The following is a 20110-nucleotide window of genomic DNA, read 5'->3' on the forward strand; positions in this document are numbered from 1 at the left end:
ATGGTTTGGGACAAAATTAAGGAAAATCTTAAAACTACAATGGCAGATAATATCTACCATTTATGGATTGAACCCCTGCAGTTTGAACAGCTTAAGGGTGAACAGTTCGTTCTAAGAAGTCCCGACCGATATTTTAGTGCCTATGTAAAGCGAAACTTTCAGAATACCATTGAAAAACAACTTGCTGAAAATGGGCTGGATCAGACTCAGGTTGTTATTTGTGAAGAGGCTATTCCAAAGGTTGCTCCGTCTGCGCCTAAGAAAAAGAAATCTGCTCCCAAAGGGCAAATGCGTCTGCCGAATGTACCCCTTAATACGTCAAGGTCAAGAAATCTTCATCCGCGTTACACCTTCGATCAGTTTATGGTGGGGGATTCAAATATTGTTGCAGAATCCGCCTGTAGATCAGTTGTGGCAGAAGATGGTTTGGTAGGCCCCTGCCTGTATATAAATAGTGATACTGGTCTTGGTAAAAGTCACCTCACCCATGCTGTTGCCCATAAGGTGTTCACCGAGTCCCCTATGACCAGGTTACATTATCTTACAGCCAAGCAGTTTGCTTCTGAGATGATCCGTGGCATTCAGACGAAGACAATGGATGATTTTAAACGTAAATATCAGGAAAATTGTGACATTCTGCTCGTCGAGGACATTCACGCTCTTACCGGCAAGAAGAAGACACAGGAAGAACTAAATGATGTACTTGATATGCTCATTAATTCAGGCAAGCGTGTCATCTTAACAGCTAATACTGCACCACGGGATCTTGTCGGTATCGACAACGAATTTCGTTCCCGCATGAGTTCCGGTCTGGTTACGAGCATTAAGGCCCCGGATGTGAAGACACGGTTCAGGATTATTGAACAAAAGGCTATACAAAAACAGCTCGGTCTCAATGAAGATCTCATCGATTTTCTCGCCAACCATATAAAGGGCGACGTACGAAAGATCGAATCTGCATTGGTTGCCTTGCGGGCAAAGGCTCAGCTCACCGGTGGCCATATTGATATGGATCTGGTTCGGGAAGTTGTCAGTAATGTTGTAGGGCTTGGCCAGAGTCTGACTGCATCAATGATATGTGATTTGGTGAGCAGGCAGTTTAACGTCAGTGTTAAGGATCTGCAGTCTAAGTCGCGGAAAAAAAATATCACCGTCCCCCGTCAGATTGCAATGTACCTTGCCAGAAAGCATACAGAGGATTCTCTTGCAAATATCGGCAAGGCCTTTAATCGTGATCACTCAACTGTGCTCCACTCCATTAAGGTGGTTTCCAATAAGCTTGTGCGTGATACTTCGGTGAATGCACAGCTCGAGATTCTAAGCGATAAGGTTAATCAGTTGTAAAATAACCTGAGTGCACCTCACTTTGAGGATAGGATTATAGTCGCAAAAAAGTGGCCCGGTTTCTTTTGGAAACCGGGCCACTTTTGCATGTATTGTGGGGCTAGTGATTACAACTGCTGGGGAAGGTTCCTGCTAAAAATAGACACCCTTTAACTCAGTATCATACTTTTTGCCTGACGAATTTATGAGCTCTTCGGCAACCCTGGTTCCACTTTTCATCATATCGTTTAAGCCAATGCCATCCCAGCCAAAGCCGCAGATGAATAAGCTCTTGTCCTGCTGCTGGATTGCTTTCTGCCACTCTAGAAGGTCAGGGTAGCCCCGCTCAAGTTGAGGGATTCCACCATCTGATTTGAGAACTGTAGTGTAGACCGGATCTTTTGTAATACCTAGAATCTCCTTGGCATCCTTTATTGCATTCTTGGTGAGTGTTTCTTTATCAAGGTCTAAACGTTCGGGATGGCGCCTGCCACCAACAAGGGTTTCAAAGACAACGTGTCCTTTTGGGGCTCTTCCTGGAAACATATTTGATGAAAAAAGAGATCCAAGGGTGAAACGTTTTTCTACTTCAGGTGTAAGAAAGCCAAAGCCTGGTGGAATAACCACATCATCGGTGAAGCCTAAAACCACAGTTGTAATCCAAGTCTCAGGGATTGATTGCTGGGGTATTGTGGGATGGGTTTTACTGAGGAGCTTAAGGGCCGCATTTGCTGGCAGGCAAAAGACCACATTTTTAGCTAAATATGTACTACCTCCAGCCTCAACCTCCCAACCTTTTTCCGTACGCTTAACGGAAGTGACACCACAATTTACCTTTACTTCTTCTGTGGAGAGGTTTTCAGTGAGGCGTTCCACAAGACGTACCATACCTTTTGGAAAACTTGTCATGGCGGGCATCTCAAGCTTTGGTCCGCCCTCCTTTTTCTTGACCCGCATTTTGGCGATCAGGCCTTTTAAGACCGAGCCGTGTTCTTTTTCAAGGGAGCGTACCCCGGGCATAACACTGTCTATGGTGAGTTTGTCAAAGTCTCCGGCGTAGGTGCCGGTAAATACGGCGTCTACATAGGGTAAGAGAGCAGGGCCAAATCTGTGGTTAATCCATTTAGCGACAGTAGGTTCCCCTTCAAGAACAGGTTTCCAGAGGTCGGCTAATACCCGAAGTTTGGCATGCCATGGAATAAGGGGAGCCATTAAAATTTTAAGAGGCGTCTGGGGAATAAGGTTCAGCTTGCCGTTCAGATAGACATAGCGAACAAAATCGATCAGAGGGGCTTTGACTGCTTCGTTGTCAAGACCAGTCTCCTGGAGAATGAGCCTCGATTCTGCGCAGTTGTCCAAAAATCCATGGGGACCGATTTCGGTGATAAAGCCTTCTTCTCTGTGGGTTTTGACAACTCCGCCAGTGCGACCGCTTTTTTCCAGGATACAAAACGAATGCTTTGGCGCGTTGAGTTTTAGTTTGTGTGCCACAGTGAGCCCGGAAAGACCACCGCCTAATATTAAGGTCTGGTATGTATTGTTCATTGCAAGTGTGTATAGAGTTGAGAATTAACGACTTCGATTGCCACCCATCCACCATCTCTGAGCATGCCGGGGTTGATTATGGGGCTATCTATAATGGTGTCCTCTCCCTTTGCTTCATGGATGTGCCCAACAACAGTAAGCGCAGGTTGATATTTTTCAATGATTGAGCGGATGGCTTTAGAGCCAACGTGTTTGCCGCTTCGAATGGTATCAAGCCTGGTGTTGTAGGGTGGAGTGTGTGAAACAAAGAGAATAGGGATTTTTCTTTTATGCAAAGGTTCAGCAAGACGGACAAATTCTTTGCCCTGTTGATAGGCACTTTCTGCGGTTGCCCTGATGTCCGCTTCTGAAAATTCAGATGGTGTAAGAAAGGGAGTAGTATTTGAGCCCCCCACGCCAACTATGCAGATGGTATTTTCAATGAGTCGGGCCTGAGCGTGAAGGTTTATACCAAGCTCTTCAAGGTAGGTGTTCACTTCGGGCTTATCGAGATTTCCAAAGTGGGCCAGCGTCTTGGGGTTGAGTTCCATACAGTGGTTTAATACCCCGCGCACCTCACTCACGCCCCCATAGTTGGTTAAATCTCCATTGAGCAGAACCAGATCAGCATTTCTGATACCTGGAATTTTATCCAGATATTCCGGTGCCATATGTATATCGCCTACGGCTATGATTTTCATGGTTATTCCTGAAGTTTTTAAGTGTGGCTCAGAGGTGAAGGACGGCTCTTGACAGTAGTATATCGATGCTTAACATTTTGGCCGACTTTATATAAAAAATCAATGGAAAGGAAAGGTCATCTTCTTTTCTTTAACTAATTGAATCAAATGAGGTACTCGATGAGCGCTGAGAAAACAACTTTCGAATTTAAGGCAGAAACTAAAAAACTACTCGATATTGTAATTAACTCCCTCTATACAGAAAAAGATGTATTTGTTCGGGAGCTTATATCCAATTCAGCTGATGCGCTGGAAAAATTCAGGCATGAAAGTCTGACCGCAACAGATGTATTTGACGACCACCTCCCCCTTGAGATTGAAATTGAGCTGGATGAAGAGAAAAATACTCTGACCATCACCGATACCGGTATCGGTATGACCCGTGAAGAGTTGGAGAATAATCTCGGTACTATTGCCCACTCCGGGTCTAATACCTATCTCGCAGAGCTTGTGGAAGCAGCGCAAAAAGATGTAAGCCTCATCGGTCAGTTCGGTGTTGGTTTTTACTCTGCCTTTATGGCTGGTAGTACTGTTCGGGTTCAGACTAGATCCTGGGACAAGAGCGAGGGTAACGAGTGGGTTTCAGACGGAACCGGTTCTTTTACCATTTCTGAGATGCCAGGGCTTCACAGAGGTACAAAAATCATTATTGAGCTTAAAGAGGATGCTCAGGATTACGCAAAAGACTGGAAGATCAGTTCTATCATCAAACAGTATTCCGCCTTTGTTTCCTTTCCTGTAAAACTTGGTGGTGAGGTCGTAAATACTGTACAGGCTCTCTGGACCAAGAACCGCAGCGAAATCAGTGAAGAGGAGTACAATGATTTCTACAAGTTTGTTGCAAATGCGGGCACTGATCCAATGTATCAATTGCATTTTTCTGCAGACGCGCCCCTTGCAATTAATGCACTACTCTTTGTACCAACTGAAAACTTTGAAGGCTTTGGTTTTGGTAAGGTGGATCCTGGTGTGAATCTCTACTGCCAGAGAATTCTTATCGATCAACATTCCAAAACTATCCTGCCTGAGTGGTTGAGATTTTTAAAAGGCGTGGTCGATAGTGAGGACCTGCCACTCAATATTTCAAGGCAGGCCTTGCAGGATAACGCGCTAGTAGCAAAAATCCGTAAGGTTATCACCAAGCGTTTTCTCAAGTATCTCGACGAGCAGGCAAAGAAAGATCCTGAAAAGTACCTTAAATTCTGGTCGACCTTTGGTATCTACCTCAAAGAAGGTGCTACATCCGACTATGAGTACCAGAAAGAGATTGGCAAGTTGCTCCGTTTTGAGTCTTCAAAATCTGAGACTGATAAGCCTGTGTCTCTTGCCGACTATGTTCTACGAATGAATCCAGACCAGGAAGAGATCTACTTTATTAATGGTCCAAACAGAGCTGCCATTGAAGCGGGTCCATATGTAGAGATGTTTAAAGAAAAAGACATTGAAATTCTCTATACCCTAGAGCCAATTGATGATTTTGTTCTGAACCACCTCGGAGAGTTTGATGGCAAGAAGCTGGTTTCTGCTGATCGAGCTGATTTATCTCTTTCTAAAGAAGATGACGCAGAAAAGGAAAAGGAAGAAACAACAGACGAGCAGAAGCAGAGTGGTGAGGATATGGAAACTCTCACCAAGTGGATGCAGGAGGTTCTTGCAGACAACGTATCTGAGGTTTCTGTTTCCAAAAGATTGGTTGATGCACCTGCAATGATTGTTAATCCCGATAGTCACATGACTTCTTCCATGGAACGTATCATGGCTGCTAATCGTACGGAGCAGGGGATTCCTGGTATGGGAAAGAGTAAGAAAAAGCTAGAGATCAACCCTAAAAATGATCTTATTACAAAACTCGTGGCGCTACAGAAGAGCGATGCCGATTTTGCACGACAGGTGGCCTTTCAGATTCATGACAACGCCATGATTCAGGCAGGACTTCTTGTTGACCCACTTGAAATGGTGGAGAGGAACTACAAAATACTCAATAGAGTTGTGCAGGGCTAATTCCTGTAAACGGCAAGTAAAGTAGCGGTTAGTGCCTTTAGTCAATTTATTCATACAAATAAAGAATGAATCTGTAGGGTACTAAACGTGCTTAGTTTCAGACCTAAGACTCCACCCTTGAAATGTTCAAGGGTGGAGTTTTTTTGTTTCATGAGGTCTCGTACCAGTGTATCCTTGCAACTGTTTGTCAGCTCGCGGTTGCTCTGTTTTCATGGTTCTTAGCTTAAATATTGCAATATTGGGCGTTATAGATTGAAAAATACAATGTCACAGACTATAGACTTGTTGAGAAATTAACAATAACAGCTGTTTTGGAGATCCCTATGAAATCGCCTCAAAGCGCAATTCTTATGATGCTTTTGACCGTCTGTTTACTTGCAGGCTGTTATATTACCCCGGTACGCCATCTTGCAGCTGACATAGCGCTTGTACAGGTGGGGCAATCGACGCGGGAAGATGTGCTCATTTTTCTAGGAGACCCGGATGACCAGCAGGTGCTGGAAGGGGGCGTTGAAAAATGGCTTTATACTCAGAAGAAAAAGAGTACAGCGGAAAAGACACCTTTTCTAGGTAAGTATCTTGGTAGTCCCGAGATAAACCGAGTCATAATTACTTTTACTAACGGTATTGTTACAGACAGTAAGTTTTCCTCAAATGATGAGGATGACCTCGACTGGGCTGATGATTATTCCTGGCAGAAGAAAAACTGATGAGTCAATTTGCAACAAGCCGAAACCGTATGGTTCAGGAGCAACTTTTAAACCGTGATATTACAGACCCTGCTACTCTTGGTGCTATGGCTGAGGTCCCAAGGCATCTGTTTGTGGATGATGCTATGCAGGGACGTGCCTATGGAGATCATCCATTACCAATTGGGGCCGGACAAACTATTTCTCAGCCCTATATCGTCGCAACCATGACCCAGGCGCTAACCCTTTCAAATTCAGATAAGGTGCTGGAGATCGGTACAGGTTCAGGCTATCAGGCTGCAGTGTTATCGAGAATCTGTGGCCAGGTGTATACGGTTGAGAGGATAAATTCACTTCTTGCCAGGGCGCGCAAGGTCTTTGATAAATTGCGCTACTATAATATCAGATCAAAACTCGATGATGGCACCATGGGCTGGCCTGAAAATGGTCCCTATGATGCTATTATTGTGACAGCTGGTGGCCCGGAGGTTCCAGGGCCGCTTGTCGAACAATTAAATGATGGTGGACGGTTAATTATCCCTGTGGGTGATCAACATGTTCAGGAATTGCAGTTTGTTCAGAAAAATGAAGGCAAGGTTGAGATGTCGTGTCTTGCCAGTGTCCGATTTGTAGACTTGGTGGGAGAGCATGGCTGGGGTAAGTGAAGCACAACCAAAGGTTGGGATTGTCCGTAGATTGTACGATATTTGTATGGAATGGATTAGTGGTAAGTATGGTGTCTATGCACTGTTTTTTATAGCATTCATAGAGTCTTCGTTTTTCCCATTACCACCGGACGTCTTTCTCATTGCTATGTGTGTGGCCCTTCCGGCCATGTCGTTTCGTTACGCTGCGGTCTGCTCCATTGGCTCAGTTCTAGGTGGTGCGCTTGGGTATGGTCTGGGATTTTGGTTTATGGATGGTATTGGAATGACCATCATCGACTGGTACGGTCTCAGTGACAAGTACGACATGGTACAGCAGTACTTTAAGGACTACGATGTCTGGATTGTTGGTACTGCTGGTTTTACTCCAATTCCGTATAAGTTGTTTACGATCACGGCAGGCTTTGTTCATTCAAATTTTGTAACCTTTATGATCGTCTCCCTCCTGGCTCGTTCGGCCAGGTTTTTTCTTGTTGCTGGCCTTATCTGGAAATTTGGTCCACAGATTAAAAAATTTATAGATACGTATTTTAATATTCTCTCCATCGCTTTTGTGGTTCTTCTGGCTGCAGGATTTATTCTTATAAAGCTCCTCCTCTAGCACCTGCTACAGTCCCACTCCTTTGTATGTATTGTCTTTTTGCCTCGAAGGGGTCCTTTTGAAAGGGCCCCTTGTGCATTCTTCTGCACAATTACCTGGTCAGGCTAAATCTTTTCCTTGAGTTTGTGTGAAAGTCCACATATTATTAGTGTTTTACTCCTGAAATCCTGTCATAAAAAACAAGAAACTCAGGAATTGAATTTGAAATCGTAAGGTGAGTCTTATCACCAGATAGTGAACGTGGTGAGACCTTCGAGGCACTTATCCCGTTCATCGGGGTTAGGCTTATTCATATAATTGTTCGAGGAAACAGTCATAGAAATCAAATGATTTCATGGGTTGAAACTGATAATGAATAGGTGCCCTGTGGTATTTATTCCCGCTTGACCCCTGCATTGTCTGGGGAACTGTTTTCATCGATGTTTTCTGCGGTGGTTACCTGTGCAGAAGTTGCTATTCCTGCTCTGTCGGTTCAGCCGTTTCATTGCTTATAAACGATGAGGAGTTGTGGTGTGGAGGAAATTTTAAAGAAACGACGTACCCTGCAGGAGACTATGAATTTTATGGCGGCTCTCTCAGCTGGTATTGAACCTATTCTCGGTCGTGGCGCCAATAGTATGACAATGTCTGCGGGGAGAAAGCTTGGTCGCAAGTTTTCAGCTGAAGCCAAACGGACTGGAGATCTCTTGGCAGCCATTGATGAAGTACGCTCTATTCTTGTGGCTAATAATTGCCTCTGGGGCTTTGAGCCCTTTAAGCGAAAAGATCAGCAAGAATATATATCGTATACCGAAGAAGGGGACGCCCAGCTACTCCTTGTCTTTCGTGATTGTATGATTCGCCAGTCTCTACTGAGATTTGGTCATCCCCAGCAGGGCTCTCTTTGTAATATGATGTACGGTTTTTTTGCTGGTGCCTTGGAAGCTATTATGGGCAAGAAGGCCACACTTGAGATTAAGCATGCCGGAGAGAACAGTTGCCTGAAAATATTGACAGTTAAAAAATGATAGCATCCGGATGGCGAGGGAGAAAGTATGAGTGGAAGTAAGATTCGTTTGAATACCGAATGGCTCTGTGATTGTGGTGGTTGTCATGTTGCAATTGTAGATCTGCATGAGAAGATGTTAAGCGTACTGCAGTCTGTTGAAATCCTGAAGTGCCCTGTTCTCACAGATGAAAAAGAATACCCGGAAGCTGATATCGGAATAGTAACAGGGTCAGTACGAACAGAGCATGATCGCACAGCGGCCATCGCCATGCGGGAGAAATGTAAGACCATTATTGCTTTTGGAACCTGTGCCGTCTACGGGGGATTTCATGGTGCAGGTCTCGCTCACACAAGAGAAGAGATAATGGATCATGTGTACCGGAAAAGTCCTACGACCAAGACCGATACTATCCCGAACAATTCTATTTCAGCCCTTGGAAAAATGGTGACACCCATCGATGAGGTGATTGATGTTGACCTCTATTTACCGGGCTGTCCACCCCATGCCCACTATATACTCGAAGGTTTGAGTTCACTTATTAACGAGCGAGCTCCAAGAGTTGTAAAAGAAACGGTCTGTGCAGGATGTCACCGGGTGATGAAAAAAACGGATGTGACAGAGGTTAAAACGCCGACTGATGGTTTTGCCGATAATGAAACCTGCTTTCTCAGCCAGGGTTATATCTGTCAGGGTTCTGTAACCCTTGATCGTTGTCTTGCTCCTTGCCCGAACCATGGCATTGCCTGCAGTGGCTGCGCTGGTCCAACTATGCAGGTACTCTCTGAGCCCACAAGGGATATAAGAACTGAGATAAGTGAGAGGATGTCAAGACTTACACAAATCCCCTACGACACCATAAAAACACACCTGGAAAAATCTGCTAAAACCCATTACGCCTATGCTATGGCGACCAAGATGATTGGTAACAAGCCAACGTTTTTGATTCGAAAGTGGATTGCTGAAGGAGAAGCCTAAGATGACAACGACCATAAAAATTGACCCAGTCACCCGTATTGAAGGTCATGCAAGGGTTCTCCTTGACTGTGATGATGAGGGCAAGGTTGATGAGGCGCATTTCTGTGTAAATGAGCTGCGTGGCTTTGAACGGATTCTTCTTGGGATGGAGGCGCATACCCTTCCCCAGGTAACCGCCAGAATTTGTGGCGTTTGCCCCACAGCCCATCACCTCGTTGCCGCTAAGGCCCTTGATAATTGTGCTGGTGTTGAAATTCCTGAAGCTGCAAAACTACTACGCGAACTTATGTATATGGGACATGTTATCCATTCCCATGCCCTGTCACTCTTTGTGCTCGCAGGGCCCGATCTGGTTTTTGGTTTAGGCGGGGATTCTGCTACACAGAACATAGTTGGTATGGCAGAAAGAGAGCCGGAACTGACCCAGAAGGGGCTACGGCTTAGAACCCTTGGGCAGAAAATAAATGAAGTGATTGGAGGGCGTGGCATTCATCCGGTGACAGCTGTTGCAGGCGGGCTTTCATTCTCGCTTTCAGATGGGCAGTGTAAACGTCTTCAGGATCTTAGTGTCGAAGCACTCAGTCTTGTGAAAGAACTGTTTGGCAGGACAAGAGATCTCCTCCTTGGTCTCTTTGATTCCAACCCCGAACTGCTCAGTCAGCTCAATATTCCCACCTGGTATATGGGGTCAGTCAATCCTGGTGGCGGTCTTAGCTTTTACGATGGAACCCTAAGGGTTGTTGATGACAAGGGGGTGTTGCAAAAGGAGTTTCAATCAAGTGAATACAAAGATTATATTGTAGAGCGTGCAGTAACTAACTCCTACGCGAAAGAAGTCTATTTTCTCCATGGGGGCAAGGAGCATATGTACCGTGTGAGTAATCTTGCCCGTTTCAATGTCATTGATGGCATTGACACTCCACTTGCCCACACCGAATTTGAAAAATTCAGAGAAAACTTTGGCAGGCCTTGCCATAATGCTGTGATACAGATGTACGCAAAGCTGGTTGAGCTGATGTATGCCTGTGAGCATGCGGTCGAGCTCAGTAGTAATGCTGCGATCAGAGGAGTGACAAGGATTGCCGCACCAATTAAAGCTGGTCGTGGGGTGGCCCATATTGAGGCTCCCAGGGGAACTCTGATCCACGATTATGAGATTGATGATAAGGGAATCGTGAGAGCTGCAAATATGATCATTGCTACCCAGCAGAATACTGCGGCCATTAATGCCTCAATTAAAGAGGGGGCCAATTCACTGCCATCAATTGATGCAGGATCGAAGATGCTTAACGGTATAGAATTTATCGTTCGCTGTTATGACCCCTGCCTTGCCTGTTCCACCCATGCCATAGGACAGATGGGACTGGATATTGAAGTACGACAGAAGGGTGAGGTAGTAAAAAGAATCCAGAGAGGTTCCCATGCTTGAAATGACCATCCATGAAAAATCCTGCAGGGGCTGTCAGCTCTGTCTTGATGTTTGCCCAACGGAATGCTTTGGTTTTGATGAAACTACTCAAAAAGCGACAGTTGCTGTTGTTGAAAACTGCATTGAATGTTTGAGCTGTAGCTATATTTGTCCATCTCTTGCCATAACCCATAAGAACCACCATCAGGTTAAAAATTTCTATCGCAATATTGAATTTAGCAGTCGGATGGAGAAATTCATATGAACAATAACGAACTCTCACTCACCACAGAAGATTACGACAAGGCCTTTACCGAGGTCTCTTTTCTCTTGGATATCTTTATTGAAACCATTGTTACCTTTGTGGGTAAATCCACTCCGGCACTCGCAGTTGCCGCGGGCAGAAAAATGGCTGCTAACCTACCAGTGCATATTAAAGAAGACAGTGTTGAAGAGGTGTTGAGTGAAGTAATCCGTGTCTTTCGTATTCAACAAATGGAGATCGACGGTACGGTGGAGGGTGCTGGCGTGGTGCTTGAGTTGACCGACTGTCCCATTGGTAGTGTCTGTAAAAACCGAGGGCTTGAGCTTGGTGGTGAGGCCTGTCAGATGTTTCACTACTATTTTGCAGGAATTATGGCAGAGCTTGTGGGAAGGCCTGCACGACCAAAGACCCTGGCAGTGGGTGACGAGTGTTGTTTTTCCATTGCCTTTAGTGGTGCTCCCGCGAGGCCCTCGTGAACAAGGTTCTTATTGTTTGTGTTGGTAACCAGCTTGTGGCCGATGACGGTATAGGTCAGGTGTTATATCAGGAGCTCAGTAGCACTTCTTTGCCCGGGCAGGTGCGGTTGAAGTTTTTAGGCCTTGGCGGAATTGATCTGATAGAAGAGCTACAGGGCGAGGAACTGCTGATCGTGGTTGATGGTGTGCAGCTCGGTGGTACGGTGGGCGATGTTATTGTGCTTGATTGGAGCGAATTGCCTGTCTGTGAGGGTAGACCCGTCAGCGGCCATGGCATTGGAGTGAGAGAGGCCATTGCTGTTGCCCGGCATATTTTTCCTGAAAAATGCCCCCAGCGTGTTGTTCTGGTGGGGGTGGAGGGAGCCTGTTTTGATAAACTTGGAATCGGCCTAACCAAAGAAGTGGTTGATTCAATCCCAAAGGCTCTCACCCAAATTCTTGATCTGGCAATGGCCTGATCCTCTCTATGAACTACTTCTTGTCTTTATTTACGTACAAAGACCCAGCTTGTATCAGTTGTCTTAGAACTGTCAAGACCATAGCCATCAAGGTCAAACTGCTGTAGTTGTCGGGCCTGTTCAATTCTATTACTGATGGCGTAGTGAATCATCATACCACGGGCTCGTTTGGAGTGGATTGGGATGGTCTTAATCTGACCCTTGTGCTCCTGTTGAAAGGCCACCTCTATAATTTTCCCCTGCAGCTGTTTTCTGTCAATCACCTTTGAATACTCGGTGGAGGCGAGGTTGACAACAGTTGCATCTGTTGACTGGGCCAGTCTCTTATTGAGAACTCCTGTAATTTCATCTCTCCAGAGCTGATAGAGATTTTTACAATTTCCTACAGCGAGTTTGAGGCCCATCTCTAGCCGATACGGCTGCATGAGGTCTAAGGGGCGAAGAAGCCCATAAAGGCCGGAGAGTATGTTGAGGTGTTTTTGTGCATGTTCGAGTTCTTGGGCGCTATAATTCTCTGCATCAATAGCATCGTACGCATCACCTTGAAAGGTAAAGATGGCCTGCTTGGCATTGTCTATTGTGAAGGGTGTTTCAAAATTTTGTATTCGCTGGTAGGTAGACTCAGTGAGCTTGGCGCTGGTTTTCATACGAGTTGAAAGTTCATCTCTCGTCATCTTTTGCAGGATGTTGTTTATTGTTAGACTGGTTGCAAGGCACTGGGGAAGAGTGTGACCAGTGAAGATTCTACCATTAAATTCTTGGGTCTTGGATGGAGCAGTTATAAGTTGCATAAAGTTATTTCAAGAAATGATATGATGAGTTAAACACTATATTGAAGTTCTAGTTTATATTGTATCTTTCGTTTAAAAGCAACGGTGGCAGACAGGTTCTGTAACAGGAGGATGATATGTCAGGAAATAGCGAGGCTCAAGCAGAAATAGATTCATTTATCCAGGGTTGGACTGGCGAAAATGAGGCCATGCGTAATTGGTTTGAAAAGTTATACGGCGAATTGAAGAAGTTGTCTGATGTTGAATTGCAGTTTATGGCGCGCCCCGGGGTGAGTTATTCTATTCGGCCCAAATATCCTACTCAGAAAGAAAGAAACCTGTTTGCCATTGTTGATGTCATTGATGATGATCCTGCAGAACGTTGGCTCTCGGTCTGTTTTTATGAAGACATGATTAGTGATCCGGATGAACGGGGTGAGTTGATCCCGGGTGGTTTGGCCGGGAGCGATGGGTATTGTTTTGATATGTTTGATGATGATGAGACACTGGGGCAATACCTTGTGGCACGTATTGGAGAGGCTGCTGAAGCAGCAAGAAAAGAGTAGAGGTGTTTTTTTAGGAGAGTGCCTGAAAACTATGTAGAGAGGTGCGGTATGGGTGAAGCGTTAGTTCTTATCCTATGTGACTCTGAAAACGATCTTGGACAGCTTATTTGTAAAGAGCTTGCCTGGATGTCGGACCTTAGATTGGACCTTAGATTGGACCTTGCTACGGATCTGAAGGATTTGCAGCAGAAGCTATCTCTGCAAGATTATTCCTGTGTTGTGATTGATGCAGAAGCAGTGGGGGGGGGTATTGACTCTTCTCTACTACAAGATCTTAATAAAGTTTCAGACCCGCCACTTCTTTATATTATTAATGACAGAGAAGATGCTGACAGATTGAGCCTTGGACACGATTCAGGTCTTATTGACTTTTTACTGACTCCCATTAATGGAACTCTTCTGAAAAACAGAATTCAATTTTTCCTCGAACTTGATAAAGAGAAAAAGAGGGTCATATTTTACAGGGAGGAGTTCGAGGCAAAATCACTTGAGCTTGAGGTTCGGCATCAGGAGTTGCTCGAAAAGAATTGTCAGCTGGAACTCCTCTCATCCCTTGACAACCTCACCGGCCTTTTTAATAGATACTATTTTGATGAGAATTTACAAAAAGAGTGGCGGCAGGCGGTTCGGCAGTCTGAGTCGTTGTCACTGCTCTTTATTAATGTTGATCTATTAAAACCCTACAATGAACATTATGGCCGTAGTTCGGGGGATGAATTATTGCGTGAACTTGCAGGAGCTCTCCATGGGACTCTGCTAAGACCAGTGGATATCGTTGCACGGTATGGCGGCGATCAGTTTGCCGCAATTCTTCCAGGTACAGATAAGTCAGGTGCTGAACTTGTAGCAACGCGAATGCTTGAAAATGTGGACGCCCTTAAAAAGGAGCATCTGGGCTCACCTGACTCTGGCCAGGTCAGTATAAGCATCGGGGGGGCAACCATGCACCCTGAACTTGTTGATAAGCCAGTAGAGTTGATGGAAAAGGCAGATAGTGCCCTTCTAGAAGCAAAGAGAGCTGGGCGTAACAGGGTATTTCACAAGTAGACAGTACGGATTAAAACAACAAAGGCACTGGAGGTATTCCCCTCAGCGCCTTTGTTGTTTTAAATCTAAGTTTATTTCTATATTAGTTCTTAAAGCTATGGATCGGGGCTGGCATTCTTCCTCCCCAGGCAACAAACCTGCTGGACTTACCAACATTGTTGACTGGCATGATAGGGCTTGCACCAAAAAGACCACCAAAACTTACATGATCCCCAACTTCTTTACCCGGAACAGGGATGAGCCGTGCGGCGGTGGTTTTGGAATTTATTACTCCAAGGGCCATTTCATCTGCAATGATTGCTGCAATGGTATCGGCATCAACTGAGCCGGGAATGGCTATCATATCAAGGCCAACAGAACAGACGCAGGTCATTGATTCAAGTTTTTCAAGAGTAAGAGAACCGTCACCCACGGCGTCTGCCAGTATCGCATCTTCCATTACTGGAATAAAGGCGCCGCTAAGGCCACCAACGGTTTTACTGGCAAAGATACCACCTTTTTTAACTGCATCGTTGAGCATTGCAAGGATTGCAGTGGAGCCTGGAGCTCCCACGGAGTCGACACCTAAAATCTTAAAGATTTCGCCGACACTATCGCCGATGGTAGGGGTGGGAGCAAGGGAGAGATCAACAACACCGAATTCAATACCAAGAGACATTGAAACGGCACGGCCGATAAGCTCGCCGCATCTGGTGACCCGGAAGGTGGTTTGCTTGATTTCTTCTGCCAGTTCGTCAAATTGAAGGGTACCTGGTTCGTGTGATTCGATGAGACGCTCAAGGGATCTCGCGATTACACCGGGGCCGCTGACTCCGACATTCAGCACTACTTCAGCTTCTTCAACGCCGTGGATGGCACCCGCCATGAATGGGTTATCACCAGGCTGATTACAAAATACCACAAATTTGGCTGCGCCAAAGCCACCGGAATCAGCAGTCATCTCAGCCAGATCTTTTACAGTTTGGCCCATGATTGCAAGGGCGTCCATGTTAATACCCTTGTGGGTGGTGGCAATATTTATAGAGGAACAGATTTTTTCAGTCTGAGCGAGTGCTTCAGGGATGGAGGCAATAAACTCACGGTCAGTCTCAGTCATACCCTTTTCAACCTGGGCGGAGTAGCCACCCAGGATATCTACCCCAACGCGTGTTGCGGCACGGTCCAGCGTCTTTGCGATTTGAATAAAATCGTCCTTTTTAAATCCGGCACCTACAAGGGCGATTGGAGTCACTGATATGCGCTTATTGACCACTGGGATGCCGTATTTCTTAGACATCTCATTGCAGGTTGGAACAAAGTTTCCTGCAAAGGTGACAATTTTAGATTCAATTTTGTTACATGTTTCTTCTATATTCCCTGATCTGCAATCAAGGAGGTTTATCCCCATTGTGACCGTACGTACATCAAGATTTTCTTTTTGGATCATCTCGACGGTGGAAAGGATCTGGTCAGAGCGTAGCATGGTGGTGTCTCCTGAAGTGAGGTGCCAGGTATGGCACTACCTTTTAGTGCAAGGTTATTTCGTTTGTTACTTGAAAGATATCGTTGTGTTGCATCATGACTGTGAGGCCATTGTTTGTGGCATACTCCTCAAGCCTTGCCTGCAGTTCTATCATTTTACAACTGCAGTTTTTAAGATCGAGCTGAAGTGCCATTGTGTATTGGCCATCTTTTAATGTCGTCGCAAGATCAAAGATATTCACATTGTGTTCAAAACAGAACTGGCTAATGTCGTGTACGATACCACCACGGTTTGGACCCTGTACTGTGAGAATGTATGTTTCCTCAGGAACCCCATCCGTTGTAAGTTCTTCACTGGGAGGAATTTCTTTGATGGATACCTCAAATTTAGACTCAGTTTTAACGTGTGAAATGGCGGCATGGAGATCTTCTTTGGTCACATCGTCTTCAAAGGTGGCGCTAAGGATCATGGTCAAATAACCGCAGAGGACGGTCTGATTGAGGTCAGCCACATCTCCGTTAAGTCTAAAAATGGCTCCAGTTATACTTGCTATGATTCCAGGCCTGTCCTTTGACATAACTGAAATGATCATCTGTTTTCTCATTGTGTTCGTACTCCTGTGCAGCGTAAGTTATATGGTGTTTGTTCTTCTGGTCAGAGTGTTCTCTGGTGCCTAAGCAGAACCTTATATTATTCCACCGATTAACGAAATGGGCAAGGAAGAAAAATTAACAAGCGCAGCTACGCGGTTTCGGGGCATAGCTGGATAAGCCTATCAAGGGTGAAAGTATGGGTGTTTTGTGGCTAATGTTTGTATATTAACTATTTTTGTTTATTTCCCTTTACTGGGATTGGATTAGATTTACCTGGCGCTCAATGATAAGACTCTCCTGTAACTTAGGAGGTGTCTGGTTGTAATATATAGAAATCGATGAATAAAATTGCATTTGTACAGGCCTTGCGAGAAGGTGAGGCAGTAAACGATATCTTTCTGGTGAAAAGCTCAAAGCTTGGTGAAACCCGTGCAGGAAAACCGTATCTTGTACTCACTGTGATGGATAAAACCGGGGAAATTTCCGGTCCGATTTGGGATGATGCCCCGCGCTATAAAAAAATATGTGTTGTGGGTAGTGTTGTGCAGGTGTGCGGAAGTGTACAGCTGTATCGTGATAAGCCGCAGCTTAAAGTAGATGATGTCCGGCTGGTTGAACAGGAGGGGCTTGATCTTGGCGATTTCTTTCCCGCCTCTCCCAGAAGCCGGGAAGAGATGGCTGGAGAATTACAACAACTTGTCCGCACTGTAAAAGATCCCTTCCTCAAAAAATTACTCAATGTCTTTTTTGCGAAAAGTGATTGGTGGCCAAGGTTTCAAAAGGCCCCTGCTGCTAAAGGAATTCACCATGCTTACATAGGTGGGCTTTTGGAGCATTCTCTTTCTGTGGGAAAGGCTGCTGACTCCCTTGCAAACCACTATGAAGGTGTTGATAGATCACTGCTGCTCACAGGGGCTCTTCTCCATGATATTGGAAAACTGGAAGAGCTGAAGATGGAATGTGGGGTTGTCGATTATACGGTGCCGGGTCGGTTGAAGGGACATCTTGTCATAGGAAGCGAAATGGTTGGCAGAGCTGCTTCTAAAATAAAAGATTTCCCGGAAGAGTTGGCAAGTCAGGTTCAACACCTTATTTTAAGTCATCATGGGCGTCAGGAGTTTGGATCACCCACCGTGCCCATGACTGTTGAGGCCTTTATGCTGAGTTTTCTTGATGACCTTGACGCTAAGATGAATATCATAGAGCAGTTGCGGCGTAAGATGGAAAACGAAGAGTTGAGCTGGACGGATTATCAACGCAGTCTTGAGCGATATCTTTATCTTGGTGGCTTCGAAAAGCAGACCACTCCATCCATACAGCCGGGATCTTCCGCCTCAAAACAAGGGACGCTGTTTTAAATGTCTTCTTCCCCATTGTGTTATAGCCAGCTCTTAGGACAGGAAAAAGCCAAAAAATTACTTGGCAGGACTCTTGGTGGCCAGAGATTACCCCACGGCTTTTTGTTTAAAGGCCCCGATGGGGTAGGCAAGCGTATGTACGCCCGGGGACTGGCAGCGGCACTAAATTGCAAGGTCTCAGGACCCCGGCAGGCTTGTGGCGACTGTACATCCTGTAAAAAACTTTATGCAGGAAATCACCCAGATTTTACAATTGTTCAGCCGGACAAAGGTGCCATTAAGATTGACCAGATACGTGGTCTGATTAAGGTCGTCAGCTATCCTCCATATGAGTCCGCAGTGCGTGTTGTGGTTCTTGAAGACGTCCACACCATGAGACGGGAGGCTGCAAATAGTTTGCTGAAAACACTAGAAGAGCCTCCGGTCGGTAATATCCTTATTTTAACGGCTGACTCTTCAAGGGATATACTGCCCACTCTAACCTCCAGGTGCCAGGTCCTGCCTTTTGGCTTTTTGACTGCAGAGGATACTTGTACGGTTCTGGCTGATAATGATGTTGATGATACTGAGGCCAGGGTTCTGGCCAGGCTTTCAGAGGGTAGTCCCGGTATTGCGCTGACCTTGCACAAGGCCGGGATGATTCCATTGCTCAGCGATGTAATAGGCTTTTTGAGTGATTCTGCAATTGATATAAATAGAGATGTCGGTTTGCTCCTGCGCCTGGCAGAGAAGGTTGCAGCCTTGAAAGAGGAGCTGCCCACGTTTTTTGGTCTTTTACGGCTGTGGCTCAGGGATCTTCTGTTTCAGGAAACAGAAGTATTGACTCTTTTAGGTATGGGGGAGGCTGTAAAAGGCTGGAGTTCAAAGCAGATTTATATCAAATTGCAGGCGATTGATCGGGCCGAGCTAGAGCTTTCCAGGAATTGTAACAAAAATCTTGTTTGTGAGGTACTTCTCTTTAAGTTACAGTAGGAGTGCTCAATATTAGCACCATACTTCAGGAAATTCTGGATAGAGCAAGAAAAAGTCCAGACATCTTTACGACTGGGAATTCATAAAGGGCTCCATGGTGCTTATCCCGGCTTGTGCTTTGTTAACTGGGGTTCGCACCCTACTTCAGGAAATCCTGGGATAGAGAACGAGAGGTTTGAAGGATAGTATTAAATTAGAAGCTTATAATAATACGTTCTGGATAGTAGGTGAAGAGAGATCTTTGAGGTACTTATCCCGACGCTTATTTCCCCTTTATTGGGATATGTCATAAGGAAGAAGGTTGATGTCAGAAACTGAAAAAAAAGAATCTATCAAAGAGGCAACCGAGCACGAACAGCAGTTTTATCGTATTCGTTTTCGCGACGATGGACAGCACTTTACAGCATCCCATTTAGCGGGTCATCTCATTGTTGGTACTGTGGTTATGGTTCAGACAGATCATGGGCTGGAGCCGGCAAAGATTGCAGGTGATGCTCCGATGTGCGGGTGTAAGTCTGAAGAGAGTACAGCGACCTATGTGATAAAACGAGTTGCCCATGAGAATGAGCTGGATAAATTTAAAAATCTATTTGCCAGTGAGACTCGCGCCTTCAGGTCCTGTAGTAAATTGATCAAGAAGCATAAACTGAACATGCACCTTGTCCGGGTTGAGCGTTTTTTTAATGGCAGTAAGATGATTTTCTATTTTACAGCTGATAACAGAGTTGACTTTAGAGCCCTTGTAAAGGATCTGGTTCAGGAGTTTAGAACCAGGGTTGAGATGCGTCAGGTCGGGGTACGTCACGAGACAAAAATGATTGGCGGTGTTGGTACCTGTGGCCGGGAATTGTGCTGTTCATCGTTTATCAAAAAATTTGACTCTGTCTCCATTAAGATGGCAAAGGAACAGGATTTGCCGTTGAATCCGACTAAGATTTCCGGAGTCTGTAACCGTCTGCTTTGCTGTTTGACATATGAGTATGATACGTATAAAAAACAACGAAAGAATATGCCAAAGGCGGGCAAACGTATTAAAATTGAAGGGGAAACCTATCTGGTCAGACGGCAGATTATACTGAAAAATGCGATTTTGGCCGAAAACAGTTCAGGGGAAGAGGTGACGTTGTCGGCAGAGCAGTGGCGGTCATTTCAACCTGTGAAACGGCAAAATCCTGAGAGAAAAAAAGAGAGAAAAAGTAGTGGTGAGTAAGTGGAGATCAATCCCTGA

The 20110-nt window shown here is 45.3% G+C and carries 21 protein-coding genes; 16 read left to right on the forward strand and 5 right to left on the reverse strand.

The window, feature by feature from the left end; translation table 11 throughout:
- Positions 1–1344 (forward strand): chromosomal replication initiator protein DnaA, encoded by a 1344-nt coding sequence (gene dnaA, locus ACX6CI_RS00005; protein ID WP_458776122.1) that lies wholly within the window; start codon positions 1–3, stop codon positions 1342–1344.
- Between the two features lie 132 nt (positions 1345–1476).
- On the opposite strand, the gene hemG is transcribed toward dnaA, so the two are convergent.
- The gene (gene hemG / locus ACX6CI_RS00010; protein ID WP_458776123.1) at positions 1477–2868 is read right to left on the reverse strand and encodes a protoporphyrinogen oxidase; all 1392 of its coding nucleotides are present in this window, start codon (positions 2866–2868) and stop codon (positions 1477–1479) included.
- Positions 2865–3548 (reverse strand): metallophosphoesterase family protein, encoded by a 684-nt coding sequence (locus tag ACX6CI_RS00015; RefSeq protein WP_458776124.1) that lies wholly within the window; start codon positions 3546–3548, stop codon positions 2865–2867. Before ACX6CI_RS00015 ends, hemG begins: the two co-directional genes overlap by 4 nt.
- A 159-nt stretch (positions 3549–3707) precedes the next feature.
- Here ACX6CI_RS00015 and htpG point away from each other — a divergent pair, with 159 nt between their 5' ends.
- The 10 genes from htpG to ACX6CI_RS00065 all read left to right on the forward strand — a co-directional run bounded on the left by htpG (position 3708) and on the right by ACX6CI_RS00065 (position 12114).
- Positions 3708–5588, forward strand: coding sequence for a molecular chaperone HtpG (gene htpG, locus ACX6CI_RS00020; RefSeq protein ID WP_458776125.1), 1881 nt, complete (start codon positions 3708–3710; stop codon positions 5586–5588).
- 323 nt (positions 5589–5911) lie between these two features.
- Positions 5912–6298 (forward strand): hypothetical protein, encoded by a 387-nt coding sequence (locus ACX6CI_RS00025; RefSeq protein ID WP_458776126.1) that lies wholly within the window; start codon positions 5912–5914, stop codon positions 6296–6298.
- Complete coding sequence (locus ACX6CI_RS00030) at positions 6298–6942, forward strand: protein-L-isoaspartate(D-aspartate) O-methyltransferase (protein ID WP_458776127.1); 645 nt, start codon at positions 6298–6300, stop codon at positions 6940–6942. The genes ACX6CI_RS00025 and ACX6CI_RS00030 overlap by 1 nt, the downstream gene beginning before the upstream one ends.
- Positions 6926–7543: a YqaA family protein gene (locus ACX6CI_RS00035; RefSeq protein WP_458776128.1), complete on the forward strand. Its 618-nt coding sequence runs from the start codon at positions 6926–6928 to the stop codon at positions 7541–7543. The genes ACX6CI_RS00030 and ACX6CI_RS00035 overlap by 17 nt, the downstream gene beginning before the upstream one ends.
- A gap of 512 nt (positions 7544–8055) precedes the next feature.
- A complete protein-coding gene (locus tag ACX6CI_RS00040) occupies positions 8056–8550 on the forward strand; it encodes a hypothetical protein (RefSeq protein ID WP_458776129.1) in 495 nt (164 codons plus the stop codon).
- A gap of 27 nt (positions 8551–8577) precedes the next feature.
- Positions 8578–9507, forward strand: a complete 930-nt coding sequence (locus tag ACX6CI_RS00045) for an NADH-quinone oxidoreductase subunit B family protein (protein WP_458776130.1) — start codon at positions 8578–8580, stop codon at positions 9505–9507.
- Between the two features lies 1 nt (position 9508).
- Entirely contained in the window at positions 9509–10936 is a 1428-nt protein-coding gene (locus tag ACX6CI_RS00050; protein ID WP_458776131.1) for a Ni/Fe hydrogenase subunit alpha, read from the forward strand.
- The gene (locus ACX6CI_RS00055; RefSeq protein WP_458776132.1) at positions 10929–11180 is read left to right on the forward strand and encodes a 4Fe-4S dicluster domain-containing protein; all 252 of its coding nucleotides are present in this window, start codon (positions 10929–10931) and stop codon (positions 11178–11180) included. Before ACX6CI_RS00050 ends, ACX6CI_RS00055 begins: the two co-directional genes overlap by 8 nt.
- Positions 11177–11656 (forward strand): L-2-amino-thiazoline-4-carboxylic acid hydrolase, encoded by a 480-nt coding sequence (locus ACX6CI_RS00060; protein ID WP_458776133.1) that lies wholly within the window; start codon positions 11177–11179, stop codon positions 11654–11656. The genes ACX6CI_RS00055 and ACX6CI_RS00060 overlap by 4 nt, the downstream gene beginning before the upstream one ends.
- Complete coding sequence (locus ACX6CI_RS00065) at positions 11653–12114, forward strand: hydrogenase maturation protease (protein ID WP_458776134.1); 462 nt, start codon at positions 11653–11655, stop codon at positions 12112–12114. The genes ACX6CI_RS00060 and ACX6CI_RS00065 overlap by 4 nt, the downstream gene beginning before the upstream one ends.
- A gap of 26 nt (positions 12115–12140) precedes the next feature.
- Here the strand turns inward: ACX6CI_RS00065 and yaaA are convergent, their stop codons facing one another.
- Positions 12141–12905: a peroxide stress protein YaaA gene (gene yaaA, locus ACX6CI_RS00070; RefSeq protein WP_458776135.1), complete on the reverse strand. Its 765-nt coding sequence runs from the start codon at positions 12903–12905 to the stop codon at positions 12141–12143.
- Positions 12906–13021: 116 nt separating this feature from the next.
- Here yaaA and ACX6CI_RS00075 point away from each other — a divergent pair, with 116 nt between their 5' ends.
- Positions 13022–13450, forward strand: coding sequence for a hypothetical protein (locus ACX6CI_RS00075; RefSeq protein ID WP_458776136.1), 429 nt, complete (start codon positions 13022–13024; stop codon positions 13448–13450).
- A gap of 48 nt (positions 13451–13498) precedes the next feature.
- On the forward strand, positions 13499–14497 hold the full coding sequence (locus ACX6CI_RS00080) for a diguanylate cyclase (protein ID WP_458776137.1): 999 nt from the start codon (positions 13499–13501) through the stop codon (positions 14495–14497).
- A gap of 82 nt (positions 14498–14579) precedes the next feature.
- On the opposite strand, the gene ACX6CI_RS00085 is transcribed toward ACX6CI_RS00080, so the two are convergent.
- Positions 14580–15959 (reverse strand): DUF711 family protein, encoded by a 1380-nt coding sequence (locus tag ACX6CI_RS00085; RefSeq protein ID WP_458776138.1) that lies wholly within the window; start codon positions 15957–15959, stop codon positions 14580–14582.
- A gap of 43 nt (positions 15960–16002) precedes the next feature.
- Complete coding sequence (locus ACX6CI_RS00090; protein WP_458776139.1) at positions 16003–16563, reverse strand: glycine cleavage system transcriptional repressor; 561 nt, start codon at positions 16561–16563, stop codon at positions 16003–16005.
- 327 nt (positions 16564–16890) lie between these two features.
- On the opposite strand from ACX6CI_RS00090, the gene ACX6CI_RS00095 reads away from it, so the two are divergent.
- From ACX6CI_RS00095 to ACX6CI_RS00105, 3 genes are all read left to right on the forward strand, one after another.
- On the forward strand, positions 16891–17910 hold the full coding sequence (locus tag ACX6CI_RS00095; protein WP_458776140.1) for a 3'-5' exoribonuclease YhaM family protein: 1020 nt from the start codon (positions 16891–16893) through the stop codon (positions 17908–17910).
- Positions 17911–18882, forward strand: coding sequence for a DNA polymerase III subunit delta' (holB, locus tag ACX6CI_RS00100; RefSeq protein WP_458776141.1), 972 nt, complete (start codon positions 17911–17913; stop codon positions 18880–18882). It abuts the gene before it with no gap.
- A gap of 304 nt (positions 18883–19186) precedes the next feature.
- The gene (locus ACX6CI_RS00105) at positions 19187–20092 is read left to right on the forward strand and encodes a PSP1 domain-containing protein (RefSeq protein WP_458776142.1); all 906 of its coding nucleotides are present in this window, start codon (positions 19187–19189) and stop codon (positions 20090–20092) included.
- The last annotated feature ends 18 nt before the right edge of the window (positions 20093–20110 follow it).

The organism is Desulforhopalus glucosivorans, from assembly GCF_054397165.1.

Coding starts and splice junctions, on each gene's coding strand:
- dnaA (WP_458776122.1), top strand. CDS start 1: ATGGTTTGGGACAAAATTAAGGAAAATCTTAAAACTACAATGGCAGAT.
- hemG (WP_458776123.1), bottom strand. CDS start 2,868: ATGAACAATACATACCAGACCTTAATATTAGGCGGTGGTCTTTCCGGG.
- ACX6CI_RS00015 (WP_458776124.1), bottom strand. CDS start 3,548: ATGAAAATCATAGCCGTAGGCGATATACATATGGCACCGGAATATCTG.
- htpG (WP_458776125.1), top strand. CDS start 3,708: ATGAGCGCTGAGAAAACAACTTTCGAATTTAAGGCAGAAACTAAAAAA.
- ACX6CI_RS00025 (WP_458776126.1), top strand. CDS start 5,912: ATGAAATCGCCTCAAAGCGCAATTCTTATGATGCTTTTGACCGTCTGT.
- ACX6CI_RS00030 (WP_458776127.1), top strand. CDS start 6,298: ATGAGTCAATTTGCAACAAGCCGAAACCGTATGGTTCAGGAGCAACTT.
- ACX6CI_RS00035 (WP_458776128.1), top strand. CDS start 6,926: ATGGCTGGGGTAAGTGAAGCACAACCAAAGGTTGGGATTGTCCGTAGA.
- ACX6CI_RS00045 (WP_458776130.1), top strand. CDS start 8,578: ATGAGTGGAAGTAAGATTCGTTTGAATACCGAATGGCTCTGTGATTGT.
- ACX6CI_RS00050 (WP_458776131.1), top strand. CDS start 9,509: ATGACAACGACCATAAAAATTGACCCAGTCACCCGTATTGAAGGTCAT.
- ACX6CI_RS00055 (WP_458776132.1), top strand. CDS start 10,929: ATGCTTGAAATGACCATCCATGAAAAATCCTGCAGGGGCTGTCAGCTC.
- ACX6CI_RS00060 (WP_458776133.1), top strand. CDS start 11,177: ATGAACAATAACGAACTCTCACTCACCACAGAAGATTACGACAAGGCC.
- yaaA (WP_458776135.1), bottom strand. CDS start 12,905: ATGCAACTTATAACTGCTCCATCCAAGACCCAAGAATTTAATGGTAGA.
- ACX6CI_RS00075 (WP_458776136.1), top strand. CDS start 13,022: ATGTCAGGAAATAGCGAGGCTCAAGCAGAAATAGATTCATTTATCCAG.
- ACX6CI_RS00080 (WP_458776137.1), top strand. CDS start 13,499: ATGGGTGAAGCGTTAGTTCTTATCCTATGTGACTCTGAAAACGATCTT.
- ACX6CI_RS00085 (WP_458776138.1), bottom strand. CDS start 15,959: ATGCTACGCTCTGACCAGATCCTTTCCACCGTCGAGATGATCCAAAAA.
- ACX6CI_RS00090 (WP_458776139.1), bottom strand. CDS start 16,563: ATGAGAAAACAGATGATCATTTCAGTTATGTCAAAGGACAGGCCTGGA.
- ACX6CI_RS00095 (WP_458776140.1), top strand. CDS start 16,891: ATGAATAAAATTGCATTTGTACAGGCCTTGCGAGAAGGTGAGGCAGTA.
- holB (WP_458776141.1), top strand. CDS start 17,911: ATGTCTTCTTCCCCATTGTGTTATAGCCAGCTCTTAGGACAGGAAAAA.
- ACX6CI_RS00105 (WP_458776142.1), top strand. CDS start 19,187: ATGTCAGAAACTGAAAAAAAAGAATCTATCAAAGAGGCAACCGAGCAC.